The sequence below is a fragment of the Streptomyces sp. NPDC012510 genome (assembly GCF_042955065.1).
Lineage (GTDB): Bacteria > Actinomycetota > Actinomycetes > Streptomycetales > Streptomycetaceae > Streptomyces.
In genome coordinates this window covers 18,839-34,275 of the sequence record NZ_JBIBEN010000035.1, presented here as the reverse complement: position 1 = coordinate 34,275, position 15,437 = coordinate 18,839, and the positions used below count along the sequence as shown (strand labels likewise).

The following is a 15,437-nucleotide window of genomic DNA, read 5'->3' as shown; positions in this document are numbered from 1 at the left end:
CCTATGGAAGAACCGGCGATCGGCCGCCATAGGGCGGCCGCCGGAAACCGGCCATACGCGTCCGGGAAAGGGAAGCGGCCATGAACTCGCCGCTGTCGGGACGCGCTGGAATCACGGTGCATCGATCCCGGAAAACGTGTGGATCTTGGTGGATAACTGTGGACAACTTGATGGTTGTGGATATCGCCATCACCCGAACAGGCGGCTCGGAGCGCCTTCCACAGCGCAGCGCCGCAGCTACGGACAGTGATGGATCCTGTGCTCGGGCACAAGAAAGCCCGCAGGGACGCACAAGCGCCTCGCGGGCTGTGGAGAAGCGGGGAAAACGCACCCGGACATGCGACGACCCCCACCGGGGGGGAGAGTGGGGGTCGTCTCCACGGCCGACTCGGGGGGGGAGGAGCCGGACCGGGTTAGCACGGTCGCGAACGATCCGTGACTTCCATGGTGTACCCGAGAGGCCTCTCAGGCAAACCCACACGCCCCACACTAGCCCGAATGGTGGGCGCATATGCTCGGCCCCGTGGAAAACCACTCCTTGCCTCGCACAGCGGCCTTCTTCGACCTGGACAAGACGGTCATTGCGAAGTCGAGCACGCTCACCTTCAGCAAGTCGTTCTACCAAGGTGGCCTGATCAACCGCAGGGCCGCGTTGCGGACGGCGTACACCCAGTTCGTGTTCCTCGCGGGCGGCGCCGACCACGACCAGATGGAACGGATGCGGAAGTACCTGTCCGCGCTGTGCCGGGGGTGGAACGTCCAACAGGTGAAGGACATCGTCGCCGAGACGCTGCACGATCTGATCGACCCGATCATCTACGACGAGGCCGCCTCTCTCATCGAGGAGCACCACACCGCCGGGCGGGACGTCGTCATCGTCTCCACCTCCGGCGCCGAGGTGGTCGAACCGATCGGCGAACTCCTCGGTGCGGACCGGGTGGTGGCGACCCGGATGGTCGTCGGCGACGACGGCTGTTTCACCGGCGAGGTGGAGTACTACGCCTACGGCCCCACCAAGGCGGAGGCGATCCGGGAACTGGCCGAGTCCGAGGAGTACGACCTCGCGCACTGCTACGCGTACAGCGACTCGGCGACGGACCTGCCGATGCTGCAGGCCGTGGGCCACCCGCACGCGGTGAACCCGGACCGGACGCTGCGCAAGGAGGCCCTCGCGCGCGGATGGCCCATTCTCGACTTCCACCGCCCGGTGCGCCTCAAGCAGCGCCTGGCCGTACGGCCGCGCCCCGCGCTCCTCGCGGCCGCCGCCATAGGTGCCGCGGCCGCCACCGCGGGGCTCGTCTGGTATGCGAGCCGGCGCCGGGTGGCGACCGTGTGACCCGCGGTCGACACGCCTAGCCGATTGCCCCTCTTTGATCCCAAAAGTAAAGAAGCGCATCAAGGGGTTCCGCTTGCCCCGGTCCTGGAGTAGAAAGGATGCAAGGCCCGCGAGACCAAAGGACATCCGAGAGGATCACCTTTAACAACTCATTTTGGCCCCACGGACCCAGCATGGACACCAGGCACCCACGCGACGTCGACCCGTCGATTACGGGCCAGCCGCACCAGGTGACGGGCCGCAGTTCCCGGCCTGATGGGCACATATCGAGGACGCTTGGTAACCAGGTGAACATGCCAGCGGCGGTACGAATTCTCGTACCGCCGCAACCCTTTCCAGGGGTTTCCCGCTTCGTCAGCGGCGGCTTCCAGGCTAGGCCGCCCCGCGCTGCAGCGCCTCGCACACCGCCGTCGACTCGCGCGCGCCCAGTTCGATCGCCCTGCCGCAGTGGGTGATCCAGGCGGCCATCCCCTCCGGGGTGCCGGAGACATAGCCGTCGAGGGCGGCGAGATAGGCGGCCCGCCCCAGTTCCGCGTGACCGACCTCCGCCGGACAGACCGACTTGGGGTCGAGGCCACTGCCGATCAGGACGATCCGCTCGGCCGCGCGCGCGACGAGACCGTTGTGGAAACCGAAGGGCCGCAGGGCGAGCAGTTCGCCGTGGACGACGGCGGCGCTCACCAGTGCGGGCGCCGAACTGCCCGCGATGATCAGCTCGGAGAGGCCGTCAAGACGGCCGGCGACCTCGGCCGCACCCGGCAGGGGCAGCTCGACGAGGGGCTCGTCCACGGGCTCGCCGTCCTGTCGGGGACGCCCCACGCGCGCGTCGTCGCTGCCGGCCGCCACCAGATGCAGCCGGGCCAGCACCCGGAGGGGTGACTGGCGCCAGATCGACAGCAACTGGCCGGCCTCGGCCGTCAACCGCAGGGCGGCGCCCATGGCGCGGGCCTCGTCGTCGCCGTCCTGACCGCTGAAGTCGGTACGCCGCCGTACCTCTTCCAGGGCCCAGTCGGTCCCGGACAGCGCAGCCGAGCCGCGCGCGCCGCGCAGGGCCGCCTCGGAGGTGACGGCGTTGCTGCGACGCCGCATCACGCGGTGGCCGTAGACCCGGTCCACGGCCCTACGCACGGACTCCACGGACTCGGCCACACCGGGAAGCTCTCCGAGGGCCGCTAGCGGATCGGCGGCCGCACCTGTCGTACTCATGAGTTCGACCCTACGCGTACCCGAGGTCGACCCCTCGAAGGAGTGGTCTTTCACCGCTCGCGAACACGATCGGCGCTCATCCCACTACCGTTAGTGAACATGAAAATTGCTTTCGTCGGGAAGGGCGGGAGTGGCAAGACCACGCTGTCCTCCCTGTTCATCCGCCATCTCGCCGCCTCCGGAGCGCCGGTCGTCGCCGTCGACGCCGACATCAACCAGCATCTGGGCGCCGCCCTCGGCCTCGACGAGTCGGAGGCCGCCGAACTGCCCGCGATGGGCGATCGGCTGTCACTGATCAAGAACCATCTGCGCGGCTCCAACCCCCGGATCGCCTCCGCCGAGACGATGATCAAAACGACTCCGCCCGGCGACGGATCGCGTCTGGTGCGGATCTGCGAGCCCAACGCGATCTACGACGCCTGCGCCCGCCCGGTGGAACTCGACGGCGGGGCCGTCCGTTTGATGGTCACCGGCCCCTTCACCGACGCCGACCTGGGGGTCGCCTGCTACCACTCCAAGACGGGAGCGGTGGAGCTGTATCTGAACCACCTGGTGGACGGCCGTGACGAGTACGTGGTGGTCGACATGACGGCCGGCTCGGACTCCTTCGCCTCCGGCATGTTCACCCGCTTCGACATGACGTTCCTCGTCGCCGAGCCGACCCGGCGGGGCGTCTCCGTCTACCGCCAGTACAAGGAGTACGCCAGTGACTACGGCATCGCCCTGAAGGTGGTCGGCAACAAGGTGCACGGTCAGGACGACCTCGACTTCCTGCGCGCCGAGGTCGGGGACGACCTGCTGGTCACCCTCGGGCACTCGGACTGGGTGCGCGCCCTGGAGAAGGGCCGGCCGCCCCGCTTCGGGCACTTGGAGGAGCCCAACCGCCGGGCCCTTCGCACACTGCACGACGCCGCCGACGCCACCTATGAACTGCGCGACTGGGAGCGCTACACCCGTCAGATGGCGCAGTTCCACCTGAAGAACGCGACCAGTTGGGGCAACGAACGGATGGGGGCCGACCTTGCCGCGCAGATCGACCCCGACTTCGTGCTAGCCGAGGAGGTCGCGGCCCGGGTCTGACGTCCGCGCCGCTCGCCCCTTCGTCGGTCCGTCCCTCCGCTCGCTCGCCCCTTCGCCCGTCCGCCCTTCCGCCCTTCCATCCTTCCGCCCGCACGCCCTGCCCTCTTTCGCCACCTCTTGCGCCCACTGCCCCTTCGGCCCGTCTCCGCCTCGCTCAGCCCCTCGGCCTGGCCGCTGGGGCGCCCGGGACTCCCTTCGGAGCCGGTGCCGGTTCGGCGGAGGCGGAGAGGAAGCGCCTCCAGCCCCTCTTGGGGGACTGACCGACGTTCAGGGTGCGCAGCGTGTCCAGGACCTCCGGGTCCTGGGCGTCGAGCCAGTCGACGAGTTGACGGAAGGAGACGCAGCGGACCTCGGCCTTGCCGCAGACCGCCTTGATGGTCTCCTCGACGGCCCGCATATAGACGCCGCCGTTCCAGGACTCGAAGTGGTTGCCGATGATCAGGGGCGCGCGGTTGCCCTTGTAGGCACGCTCGAAGCCCGCGAGCAGACCGTCGCGGAACTGATCGCCCCAGTACTCCCGCTTGGCCAAGGGGCCCGGCCGGGCACCGGACTGGTTCATGTAGAAGTTGTAGTCCATGGTCAGCGTCTCGAACTCCCGGCCCGGAACGGGGACGAGTTGCATCGACAGGTCCCAGAGCCCTTCCTTCTTCTCGGGCCAGACCTGCTTGCGTACACCGCTGGTGTCGTAGCGGAAGTCCAGTTCGCGGGCTGCCCGCATGAAGTTCCGCTGACCCTCCAGGCAAGGGGTGCGGGCGCCGATCAGCTCCTTGTCGTAGTCGAAGGGCAGAGGCTCGGCCTTCTTCGTGCCGGTGTTGGTCCTCCATGTCTTTACGAACGCCTTGGCCTGGGCGATCTCGCTCTTCCACTCCTCCACTGACCACTCGCCGACTCCACCACCGGCGCCGCAGAAGTGCCCGTTGAAGTGCGTACCGATCTCGTTGCCCTCCAGCCAGGCGCCCCGCAGTTGGTCGACGGTGTCCCTGACGCCGCGGACATCGTTGAAGCCGATGTCCGACCGGCCCGGTGAGTGCTGGGGCGGGCGGTACAGGTCCCGTTTCTCCTCCGGGAGCAGGTAGACGCCGCTGAGGAAGTACGTCATCGTCGCGTCGCTGGCCCTGGCCACCTCGCGGAAGTGGGAGAAGAGCCGCTGGCTGTCCTCGCCCGCGCCGTCCCAGGAGAAGACCACGAACTGCGGGGGCCTCTGACCGGGCCTCATCCGCTCGGGTCGGGACAGATGCGGCTGTGCACCGGTGTAGGCGGTGGAGCCGTCGCCGATCAGCCGGACCCCGGCCTTCGGCGGAGCCGGGACGCCCTCCTCCTCGGCGGGCGCCCCCTTCTTCGCACCCTGCCCGCTCTGTCGGCCCTCCTTCTCCCGCGTCCTCACATCAGGAGAGCCGACGGTTCCCGTGTCGCCGATCCCGCAGCCGGCGAGCGCCGCGGCGCAGGTCGCGGCGAGCGTGACACCCACGGCGATCCTCTGGGTGACGGCCATCTTCCGCCCACCTTCTTCCTTGGCTCAGAGGCAGTGCGGACACAGTCACACAGAAGTGCGATCTCGATTAATACGACAAGCCGATAAAAAGCCTGCTTCCTCCTCAGGAGTGATCTGATCACCCATTTGCCAGGAATGTCCTTGCATACCCTTTACTCTGCATTACGATTCGTTTACTGAGCGTTGAGAAATCCCGCCACTAAGAAGCCGTGACCCACGGCCGCGAACCACGCGACCGCGCAGCCCCGGAGGAGACGGGAGAACATGTCCACCTGCGCCCCCACCCCCACCATCGACCCGGACTCGAACGTTACGGAGGGTGATCACCAACCGCACAGCCCCCCGGTGGAACCGCGCCGCCGGTTCCATGTCTCGGCCGACGATCTGTCCGCCTCCATCGCGGTCTTCCTGATCGCCCTCCCCTTGTCCCTGGGCATCGCCCTCGCCACCGGCGCCCCGCTCCAGGCCGGCCTCGTCGCCGCCGCCGTCGGCGGACTCGTCGCCGGACGCCTGGGCGGTTCCCCCCTCCAGGTCAGCGGCCCGGCGGCCGGTCTCACCGTCGTCACCGCCGACCTCATCCACCAGTACGGCTGGCGCACCACCTGCGCCATCACCGTCCTCGCCGGCCTCTCGCAGCTAGGCCTGGCCCATCTGCGCGTGGCGCGCTCGGCGCTCGCTGTCAGCCCCGCGATCGTGCACGGGATGCTCGCGGGCATCGGCGTCACCATCGCCGTCGCCCAACTGCACATCGTGCTCGGCGGCACCCCGCAGAGCTCGGTCAGTGCCAACGTGGCGGCCCTGCCCGCCCAGTTGGCGCGTCTGCAGCCCGCAGCGGTCGCCATGAGCACCCTCACACTCGTCCTGCTGCTCGTCTGGCCCCGGCTGCCCGGTCGGGTCGGCCGGCAACTGCGCATCGTCCCTGCCGCCCTCGTGGCCGTCGCGGGCGCCACGGTCGCGGCCATGGCCGCCGGGCTGAGCCTGCCCAAGGTCGAACTGCCGTCCTGGCGGAGCCACGCCCTGGCCGGACTGCCGGAAGGGCCGACGCTCGGTCTCGTCGCGGCCGTCCTCACCACCACGCTCGTGTGCAGCGTGCAGTCGCTCCTCGGGGCCGTGGCCGTGGACAAACTGGCGGCGGGCCAGACCGACGTACGGCGTTCGGACCTCGACCGCGAGCTACGCGGCCAGGGCGCGGCCAATGTCGTCTCCGGCGCTCTCGGCGGCCTCCCCATCGCCGGCGTCGCCGTCCGCAGCACGGCCAATGTCCGCGCCGGCGCCACCAGTCGGAACTCCACGATGCTGCACGGCGTCTGGGTGGTGGCGGCCACACTGCTCCTGGTCCCCGCCCTGGAGCTGATCCCCCTCGCCGCACTCGCCGCCCTGGTGATGGCCGTCGGCATCCAGATGGTCTCCCTGCACCACATCCGCACGGTCACCCGCCACCGTGAGGTGCTGGTCTACGTCGTCACCACCCACGGCGTCATTCTCCTCGGCGTTCTGGAAGGCGTGGCGATCGGCATCGCCGTGGCCATCGGGGTCGCCCTCCACCGCCTCACCCGCACCCGCATCACCCACGAGAAGAGGGAAGGAGTGCATCACGTCCACGCACGAGGACAGTTGACGTTCCTCGCCGTGCCGAGGCTGAGCCGCGCCCTGCACCAGATCCCCCAGGGGGCCACCGCCGTCGTGGAGCTGGACGGGTCGTTCATGGACCACGCGGCGTACGAGTCACTGCAGGACTGGCAGCACGCGCACCGGGCGCGCGGTGGCTCCGTGGAGATCACCAGCCGCGCTGGGACACATATCGCCGAACCCGTCGGCACCACGGCGGCCGGCTGCCGTTGCCGGCCTTGGACACCGTGGCGCAACCACCAGTGCGAGGCGCCGGCCACGCCCACCGCGGGCATCTGGGTAGAGGAAGCCGCCGAAGGCCCGAGCGGTCATCAACTGGCGCGCGGTATCAGCGCGTTCCAACGCAATACCGCACCTCTGGTGCGCGACGAGCTGGCCCGGCTCGCTCGTGAGGGGCAGCAGCCCTCGCAGCTCTTCCTGACCTGTGCCGACTCCCGGCTGGTCACTTCCATGATCACTTCCAGCGGCCCGGGTGACCTCTTCGTCGTACGCAACGTGGGCAACCTCGTGCCCCTTCCCGGCGAGGAGAGCGGCGACGACTCGGTTTCGGCCGCGATCGAGTACGCGGTGGACGTGCTGCACGTACGGTCCATCACCGTCTGCGGGCACTCAGGCTGCGGTGCCATGCAGGCCCTGCTCAAGGCCGATCCGCACGGCACGCAGACACCCCTCAAGCGCTGGCTGCGGCACGGCCGGCCGAGCCTGGACCGCGCGACCGACAAGAACCGGACGTGGGCCCGGCTCGCCGGCCGCGAGCCCGCCGACGCCGTCGAACAGCTCTGCCTCACCAACGTCATCCAGCAACTGGAGCATCTGAGAGCGCACGACTCCGTCGCCCGCGCCTTGCGCGAGGGCGCGCTCCAACTGAACGGGATGTACTTCCACGTGGGCGAGGCGCAGGCGTACCTGCTCACCGAGGAAGCCTCCGACGGAGGGGTCTTCGACCGCGTCACCGGAACGACCGCGGCGGAGGCGGCGACGGAGGCGACGGAGGCGACAGCGGAACCAGTGGTGCGGACGATGGCGGGAACGGCCGGGCCGGCCGGGCCAGCCGGATCGGCCGACCCCGCCGAGACGGTCCTGCACGACACGCGCACGTGAACCGAATACCGTCCCGGTCCGTGGGAACGGGTGGCGTCCTGGCCGCAGGGCCACCCGCCCACAGGTCTAAACCAATCCCGGGAAGGCCCTTGTCATCGAGGGGCCGGGTCTGATGAGCTGTGGCCTGGGACACAACGGACACCCTGGGAAAGGGAGATGTCGTGAGCAACGAAAGCCTGGCCAACCTCTTGAAGGAGGAGCGACGCTTCGCGCCGCCCGCTGACCTGGCCGCGAACGCCAACGTCACGGCCGAGGCGTACGAGCAGGCCAAGGCTGACAGGCTCGGCTTCTGGGCGGCTCAGGCCCGGCGGCTGACCTGGGCCAAGGAGCCGGCCGAGACACTGAACTGGTCGAACCCGCCGTTCGCCAAGTGGTTCGAGGACGGCGAGCTCAACGTCGCGTACAACTGCGTCGACCGCCATGTCGAGGCCGGCAACGGCGACCGGATCGCCATCCACTTCGAGGGCGAGCCCGGGGACAGCCGGGCCATCACCTACGCCCAGCTCAAGGACGAGGTGAGCAAGGCCGCGAACGCCCTGCTGGAGCTGGGAGTTCAGGCGGGCGACCGGGTCGCGGTCTACATGCCGATGATCCCGGAGACGGCCGTGGCGATGCTCGCCTGCGCCCGGATCGGCGCCGCGCACTCCGTCGTGTTCGGCGGCTTCTCCTCGGACGCGCTCGCGACCCGTATCCAGGACGCCGACGCGCGTGTGGTCATCACCTCCGACGGCGGCTACCGGCGCGGCAAGCCGTCCGCGCTCAAGCCGGCCGTGGACGAGGCGGTCGCCAAGGCGGGCAATGTCGAGCATGTGCTCGTCGTCCGCCGCACCGGTCAGGACGTCGCCTGGACCGACTCCCGTGACGTGTGGTGGCACGAGATCGTCGACCGGCAGTCCACCGAGCACGCCCCGCAGCCGTTCGGGGCCGAGCACCCGCTGTTCATCCTGTACACGTCCGGCACCACGGGTAAGCCCAAGGGCATCCTGCACACCTCCGGCGGTTACCTCACACAGACGTCGTACACCCATCACGCCGTCTTCGACCTCAAGCCGGAGACGGACGTGTACTGGTGCACGGCCGACGTCGGCTGGGTCACCGGCCACTCGTACATCGTCTACGGGCCGCTGGCGAACGGCGCGACGCAGGTGATGTACGAGGGCACGCCGGACACCCCGCACCAGGGGCGGTTCTGGGAGATCGTGCAGAAGTACGGGGTGACGATCCTGTACACGGCGCCCACGGCCATCCGTACGTTCATGAAGTGGGGCGACGACATCCCCGCGAAGTTCGACCTGTCCTCGCTGCGCGTCCTCGGGTCCGTCGGTGAGCCGATCAACCCCGAGGCGTGGATCTGGTATCGCAAGCACATCGGCGGGGACGTGACGCCGATCGTCGACACCTGGTGGCAGACCGAGACCGGCGCGATGATGATCTCGCCGCTGCCAGGCGTGACGCAGACCAAGCCGGGCTCCGCGCAGACGCCGCTGCCGGGCATCTCCGCGACCGTCGTCGACGACGAGGCGAACGAGGTGCCGAACGGCGGCGGTGGCTATCTGGTCCTCACCGAGCCGTGGCCGTCGATGCTGCGCACCATCTGGGGCGACGACCAGCGGTTCCTCGACACGTACTGGTCGCGGTTCGAGGGCAAGTACTTCGCCGGCGACGGGGCCAAGAAGGACGACGACGGGGACATCTGGCTCCTCGGACGCGTCGACGACGTGATGCTGGTGTCGGGCCACAACATCTCGACGACCGAGGTGGAGTCCGCGCTCGTCTCGCACCCGTCCGTGGCCGAGGCGGCCGTGGTCGGCGCGGCCGACGAGACCACCGGCCAGGCGATCGTGGCCTTCGTGATCCTGCGCGGTACGGCGGCCGAGACCGAGGACCTGGTCGGCGAGCTGCGCAACCACGTCGGGGCCACCCTCGGCCCGATCGCCAAGCCGAAGCGGATCCTGCCGGTGCAGGAACTGCCGAAGACCCGGTCGGGGAAGATCATGCGGCGACTGCTGCGCGACGTGGCGGAGAACAGGCAGCTCGGAGACGTCACGACGCTGACCGACTCCACGGTGATGGACCTGATCCAGGCCAAGCTGCCGGCGGCGCCCAGCGAGGACTGAGCCCGCGTACGTCCCCGCGAGACGACATACGTCCGTGAAGGGCACCCGGCGGCGAGCACGCCGGGTGCCCTTTAGCTAAGCTAAAGAACAGGTGTGCCGGGAAGTCTGGTCGGCGAGTGTTTCGTCATGCCCACCGACCGGAGGTCCCCACCGTGCCCGCGTCCCGCACGAACCCCACCCGCAAGTTCCTCGGCCGGCTCTCCCTGCCCGAGCGGACCTTCCTGGCGGACGCGCTGCGCACCGAGACCGTCGGCGGTGTACTGCTGCTCGCCGCTGCCGTCACCGCGCTGATCTGGGTCAACATCCCCGCGCTGCACGACAGCTACAAGAGCGTCAGTCACTTCCACTTCGGCCCCGAGGCACTCGGCCTCAACCTGTCCGTGGCGCACTGGGCGGCCGACGGGCTCCTCGCGGTCTTCTTCTTCGTCGCCGGCGTCGAACTCAAGCGCGAGCTGGTCGCCGGTGACCTCAGGGACCCCAGGGCGGCCGCGCTCCCGGTCGCCGCCGCACTGTGCGGCATGGCCGTACCGGCGCTGGTCTACACGCTCACCAACCTCACCGGAGGCGGCTCCCTGGCCGGCTGGGCGGTGCCCACCGCCACCGACATCGCCTTCGCTCTGGCCGTGCTCGCCGTCATCGGCACCTCCCTGCCGAACGCGCTGCGGGCCTTCCTGCTCACCCTCGCCGTCGTCGACGACCTGTTCGCCATCCTGATCATCGCGGTGTTCTTCACCGACGGCCTGAACTTCACCGCGCTCGGCGGCGCCTTCGCCGGTCTCGCCGTCTTCTGGGTGCTGCTGAGAAAGGGCGTGGGCGGCTGGTACGTGTACGTTCCGCTCGCCGTCGTTATCTGGGGGCTGATGTACAACAGCGGCGTCCACGCCACCATCGCCGGTGTCGCGATGGGCCTGATGCTGCGCTGCACCCGGCACGAGGGCGAGGAACGCTCCCCCGGCGAGCGCGTCGAGCACCTTGTGCGCCCCTTGTCCGCCGGTCTCGCCGTACCGCTGTTCGCCCTGTTCAGCGCGGGGGTCGCGATCTCGGGCAGCGCGCTCGCGCAGGTGTTCACCCAGCCCGAGACGCTCGGGGTGGTGCTCGGACTCGTCGTCGGCAAGGCGGTCGGGATCTTCGGCGGGACCTGGCTGACCGCCCGCTTCACCCGGGCCTCGCTCTCCGAGGACCTGACCTGGCCGGACGTCTTCGCGGTCGCCTCGCTCGCCGGGATCGGCTTCACCGTGTCGCTGCTCATCGGCGAACTGGCCTTCGAGGGCGACCAGGCGCTCACCGACGGCGTCAAGGCGGCTGTCCTCACCGGATCCCTCGTCGCGGCGGTCCTGGCGACCGTTCTGTTGAAGATACGCAATGCCAAGTACCAGGCGTTGTGGGCGGCCGAGGAGCGCGACGACGACCTCGACGGCGTCCCCGACATCTACGAACAGGACGACCCGGCGTACCACCTGCGCATGGCGGAGATCTACGAACGCAAGGCCGCCGAGCACCGGAGGCTTGCCGAAGTGGCAGGCGGGGCAGGCGACGGCGACGGCGGTCCGGCATGATCTGACAGGACCGCATGACCTGACAGGACCGTACAAACGCATATGAGGGAGATCCCGATGAGCGCACCCGACGGCAGCCCGGTCGGAGCCGAACGCAGTGTCGGCCAGTTGTTCGCCTCGGCGACGGCCGAGATGTCCGCGCTGGTGCACGACGAGATCGCGCTGGCCAAGGCCCAGCTCCGGCAGGACGTCAAGCGAGGCATGGTCGGCGGCGGCGCGTTCACGGCGGCCGGCGCGGTGCTGATCTTCTCCCTGCCCATGCTGAGCTTCGCCCTGGCGTACGGCATCCGCACCTGGAGCGACTGGAACCTGGCGATCTGCTTCCTGCTGTCGTTCGCGGCGAACGTGGTGGTCGCCGTCGTCCTGGCACTGATCGGCGTCGCCTTCTCGAAGAAGGCCAAGAGGGGACAGGGCCCGCAGAAGGTCGCCGCCTCCATGAAGCAGACGGCGGGCGTGCTGCAGAACGCGAGGCCCCACCCCCGCAGGCCCGCCCCGGCCGACGACGCCGTCGAGGCTGTGGCACGCTCGACGTCATGACCGACCCCGCCGCCACCCCGGCCGCCCCCTCGAACCAGCCCGCGTCTCCTGTACGGCTCGACGTGCCCGGCGCGAAGGAGCTGATCCACCGGGACGTGGCCGCCAACGGCGCGCGCTTCCACATCGCCGAGGTGGGCGACGGGCCGCTGGTGCTGCTGCTGCACGGCTTCCCGCAGTTCTGGTGGACCTGGCGACACCAGATGGTCGCCCTCGCCGACGCGGGCTTCCGAGCCGTGGCCATGGATCTGCGCGGGGTCGGCGGCAGCGACCGTACGCCCCGGGGTTACGACCCGGCGAACCTCGCCCTCGACATCACCGGCGTCGTACGGTCCCTCGGCGAACCCGACGCCGCGCTGGTCGGCCACGACCTGGGCGGCTATCTGGCGTGGACGGCGGCCGTGATGCGCCCCAAGCTGGTACGACGGCTCGCGGTGGCCTCCATGCCGCACCCGAGACGCTGGCGCTCGGCGATGCTCTCGGACGTCAAGCAGACCTCGGCGGGCTCCTACATCTGGGGGTTCCAGCGTCCCTGGATCCCCGAGCGTCAACTCACCGCCGACGACGGCGCGCTGGTCGGCCGGCTGATCCGGGACTGGTCGGGGCCGCGCCTGCCCGACGACGAGGCCGTGGAGGCCTACCAGCGGGCGATGTGCATCCCGTCGACGGCACACTGCTCGATCGAGCCGTACCGGTGGATGGTGCGGTCCCTGGCCCGCCCTGACGGCATCCAGTTCAACCGCCGGATGAAGCGGCCGGTGCGCGTGCCCACTCTGCACCTGCACGGTTCGCTCGACCCGGTGATGCGGACGCGGAGCGCGGCCGGGTCCGGGGAGTACGTCGAAGCACCGTACCGGTGGCGGCTGTTCGACGGCCTGGGGCACTTCCCGCACGAGGAGGATCCGGTGGCCTTCTCGTCCGAACTCATCAACTGGCTCAAGGACCCGGAGCCCGACCGCTGAACACCTGTTCCCCGGACAGCCACTTGCCCGGCGCATAGGCCAATTGGGGGGCATGGGGGCGGTTATCGACCTTGGGGCGGGGGCACACGTCGGGGTATGGGCTGGACGCACGACTACAGTGACGCAGCACGCAACCGCCGCTCGGCCACGGGCCCGAGCTCCCACCAGAGGGGCGCCCCGCCGATGCCGGGCACGGATCCCCGGCTGGGTATTCCGCGCATCCTGCGCCGCCGGGCCCGCTGGGTCTCGGCCCGGCTGCGCCATTCTCGTCCTTGACCCGTACGGGGCGACCCGCACAGGACTTCACCACACCGGCCCAGCTCGGCCTCAGAGCGCGCAGCTGTCGCTGTCCACCTGCTGGTTGGCGGTACGGCCCTTGGCGATGTCCTCCTCGATCTCGTCCGCGGTGAGCGCGTAACCCGTCTCCGGGTCATCGAGGGACTTCGCGAAGACCACGCCGTACACCTTGCCCTCGGGGGTGAGCAGCGGGCCGCCGGAGTTGCCCTGACGGACGGTCGCGAAGAGCGAGTAGACATCGCGGTGGACGGTGCCGCGCTTGTAGATGTCGGCGCCGTTGGCCGTGATGCGACCGCGCACGCGCGCGGGGCGGATGTCGTACGCGCCGTTCTCCGGGAAGCCTGCGACGATCGCGTCGTCGCTGCTGACGGCGTCCTCGGTGGTGAACTTCAGCACGGGCGCCTTCAGTCCGGGCACGTCCAGGACGGCGATGTCGCGCTCCCAGTCGTAGACGACGACCTTGGCGTCGTACTTGCGGCCCTCGCCGCCGATCTGGACGGTGGGTTCGTCGACTCCGCCGACCACGTGCGCGTTGGTCATGACGCGGCGCTCGCCGAACACGAAGCCGGTGCCTTCGAGAACCTTGCCGCAACTCTGCGCGGTACCCATGACCTTGACGATGGACGCCTTGGCGCGCTGGGCGACCGGGCTGTACGCGAGGGCCGGGTCGGGGGGCTGGACATCGGTGATCGGCTCGTTGGAGAACGGGCTGAAGACCTGCGGGAAACCGTTCTGTGTGAGGACCGAGGAGAAGTCCGCGAACCAGGTGGCGGCCTGGTTGGGCAGTGCCCCGGCCACGCCCTGCAGCACCTTGGAGTTGCGGACCTCCTTGCCGAGCGTCGGCAGCGTCGTGCCCGCGAGTGCGGAACCGATCAGCCAGGCGACCAGGAGCATCGCCACCACATTGACGAGGGCGCCGCCGGTGGCGTCCAGGGCGCGGGCCGGGGACCAGGTGATGTAACGGCGCACCTTGTTGCCGAGATGGGTGGTCAGGGCCTGGCCGACGGAGGCGCAGACGATCACGATGACGACCGCGACGACGGCGGCGGCCGTGCTGACCTCCGAGTTGTCGGTCATCCAGTCCCAGATGACGGGCAGGGCGTAGACCGCGACGAGGCCACCGCCGAGAAAGCCGATCACCGACAGGATGCCGACGACGAAGCCCTGTCGGTAGCCCACGATCGCGAACCAGACAGCGGCGACCAGCAACAGGATGTCCAGCACGTTCACCGCTTCAAGCCTCGCCTCGTCACTTCGCGATCACTACAGGCCGGCCGGGGTCCGGTCCGCCGCGCGGCGACAGGGGGCCGCAACAAGCCCCAGAAGACGCAGCACGGCAGACACCCTGTCATGAGCGCCAGTCGAGCGGGACCCGCTTCTCACGGTCCCAGGGACGCTCCCAGCCCGCGTAGTGCAGCAGACGGTCGATCACTCCGGCGGTGAATCCCCACACGAGGGCCGATTCGACCAGAAATGCCGGACCCGCGTAGCCGCGGGGGTGTACGGCGGTGGCTCTGTTCGCCGGGTCCGTGAGATCCGCCACGGGGACGGTGAAGACGCGGGCGGTCTCGTTCGGGTCGACGACCCGGACCGGCGTCGGCTCCCGCCACCAGCCCACGACGGGCGTCACGACGAAACCACTGACCGGGATGTACAGCTTGGGCAGCACACCGAAGAGCTGGACGCCGGCGGGGTCCAGTCCGGTCTCCTCCTCGGCCTCGCGCAGGGCGGCCCGCAGCGGGCCGTCGGACTGCGGATCTCCGTCCTCGGGGTCGAGGGCACCGCCGGGGAAGGACGGCTGGCCCGCGTGCGATCTGAGCGAGCCGGCGCGCTCCATGAGCAACAGCTCGGGCCCGCGGGGGCCCTCCCCGAACAGGATCAGGACCGCCGATTGCCGCCCCGAGCCGTTCTCCGGCGGCAGGAATCTGCTCAACTGCAGCGGCTCGACCGACTCCACGGCACACACCACCGGGTCCAGCCAGGCGGGCAGGCCCGTCTTGTCCAGGCCCAGGCGCCCGTCCCACATGTGCTTTCCGTGATCCGTGTCCGTACCGCCGTCCGTCCGGCTCGCGTGCGTCATAGCCACCCCCGTCGCTCTTCCGGTCCCAACGCCCGGGAGACCGCTGA

At 69.6% G+C, this 15,437-nt stretch carries 12 protein-coding genes; 8 read left to right on the top strand and 4 right to left on the bottom strand.

The genetic code is table 11. The features are described from left to right. Positions 1-511: 511 nt before the first annotated feature. A complete protein-coding gene (locus tag ACFY9I_RS39605; protein WP_391011602.1) occupies positions 512-1,336 on the top strand; it encodes an HAD-IB family hydrolase in 825 nt (274 codons plus the stop codon). A 372-nt stretch (positions 1,337-1,708) separates the two neighbouring features. On the opposite strand, the gene ACFY9I_RS39600 is transcribed toward ACFY9I_RS39605, so the two are convergent. Then, complete coding sequence (locus ACFY9I_RS39600; protein ID WP_391011599.1) at positions 1,709-2,542, bottom strand: oxidoreductase; 834 nt, start codon at positions 2,540-2,542, stop codon at positions 1,709-1,711. A gap of 99 nt (positions 2,543-2,641) precedes the next feature. Here ACFY9I_RS39600 and ACFY9I_RS39595 point away from each other — a divergent pair, with 99 nt between their 5' ends. Continuing rightward, a complete protein-coding gene (locus ACFY9I_RS39595; RefSeq protein WP_391011597.1) occupies positions 2,642-3,622 on the top strand; it encodes an ATP-binding protein in 981 nt (326 codons plus the stop codon). 154 nt (positions 3,623-3,776) lie between these two features. On the opposite strand, the gene ACFY9I_RS39590 is transcribed toward ACFY9I_RS39595, so the two are convergent. Next, positions 3,777-5,114: a hypothetical protein gene (locus ACFY9I_RS39590; RefSeq protein ID WP_391011594.1), complete on the bottom strand. Its 1,338-nt coding sequence runs from the start codon at positions 5,112-5,114 to the stop codon at positions 3,777-3,779. A gap of 264 nt (positions 5,115-5,378) precedes the next feature. Here ACFY9I_RS39590 and ACFY9I_RS39585 point away from each other — a divergent pair, with 264 nt between their 5' ends. The 6 genes from ACFY9I_RS39585 to ACFY9I_RS39560 all read left to right on the top strand — a co-directional run bounded on the left by ACFY9I_RS39585 (position 5,379) and on the right by ACFY9I_RS39560 (position 13,289). Beyond that, on the top strand, positions 5,379-7,844 hold the full coding sequence (locus ACFY9I_RS39585) for a SulP family inorganic anion transporter (protein ID WP_391011592.1): 2,466 nt from the start codon (positions 5,379-5,381) through the stop codon (positions 7,842-7,844). A gap of 161 nt (positions 7,845-8,005) precedes the next feature. Then, entirely contained in the window at positions 8,006-9,961 is a 1,956-nt protein-coding gene (gene acs / locus ACFY9I_RS39580) for an acetate--CoA ligase (RefSeq protein WP_391011589.1), read from the top strand. Between the two features lie 152 nt (positions 9,962-10,113). Next, a complete protein-coding gene (nhaA, locus tag ACFY9I_RS39575; protein ID WP_391011587.1) occupies positions 10,114-11,517 on the top strand; it encodes a Na+/H+ antiporter NhaA in 1,404 nt (467 codons plus the stop codon). A gap of 57 nt (positions 11,518-11,574) precedes the next feature. Further along, on the top strand, positions 11,575-12,054 hold the full coding sequence (locus ACFY9I_RS39570; RefSeq protein WP_391011585.1) for a phage holin family protein: 480 nt from the start codon (positions 11,575-11,577) through the stop codon (positions 12,052-12,054). After that, positions 12,051-13,013: an alpha/beta fold hydrolase gene (locus ACFY9I_RS39565; protein ID WP_391011583.1), complete on the top strand. Its 963-nt coding sequence runs from the start codon at positions 12,051-12,053 to the stop codon at positions 13,011-13,013. Before ACFY9I_RS39570 ends, ACFY9I_RS39565 begins: the two co-directional genes overlap by 4 nt. 96 nt (positions 13,014-13,109) lie before the next feature. After that, entirely contained in the window at positions 13,110-13,289 is a 180-nt protein-coding gene (locus ACFY9I_RS39560; RefSeq protein WP_391011580.1) for a hypothetical protein, read from the top strand. Positions 13,290-13,340: 51 nt separating this feature from the next. Here the strand turns inward: ACFY9I_RS39560 and ACFY9I_RS39555 are convergent, their stop codons facing one another. Together ACFY9I_RS39555 and ACFY9I_RS39550 are read right to left on the bottom strand one after the other, a co-directional pair. Beyond that, entirely contained in the window at positions 13,341-14,540 is a 1,200-nt protein-coding gene (locus tag ACFY9I_RS39555) for a MarP family serine protease (protein ID WP_391011577.1), read from the bottom strand. A 118-nt stretch (positions 14,541-14,658) separates the two neighbouring features. Continuing rightward, positions 14,659-15,390 (bottom strand): NUDIX domain-containing protein, encoded by a 732-nt coding sequence (locus tag ACFY9I_RS39550; RefSeq protein WP_391011574.1) that lies wholly within the window; start codon positions 15,388-15,390, stop codon positions 14,659-14,661. Positions 15,391-15,437 lie beyond the last annotated feature (47 nt).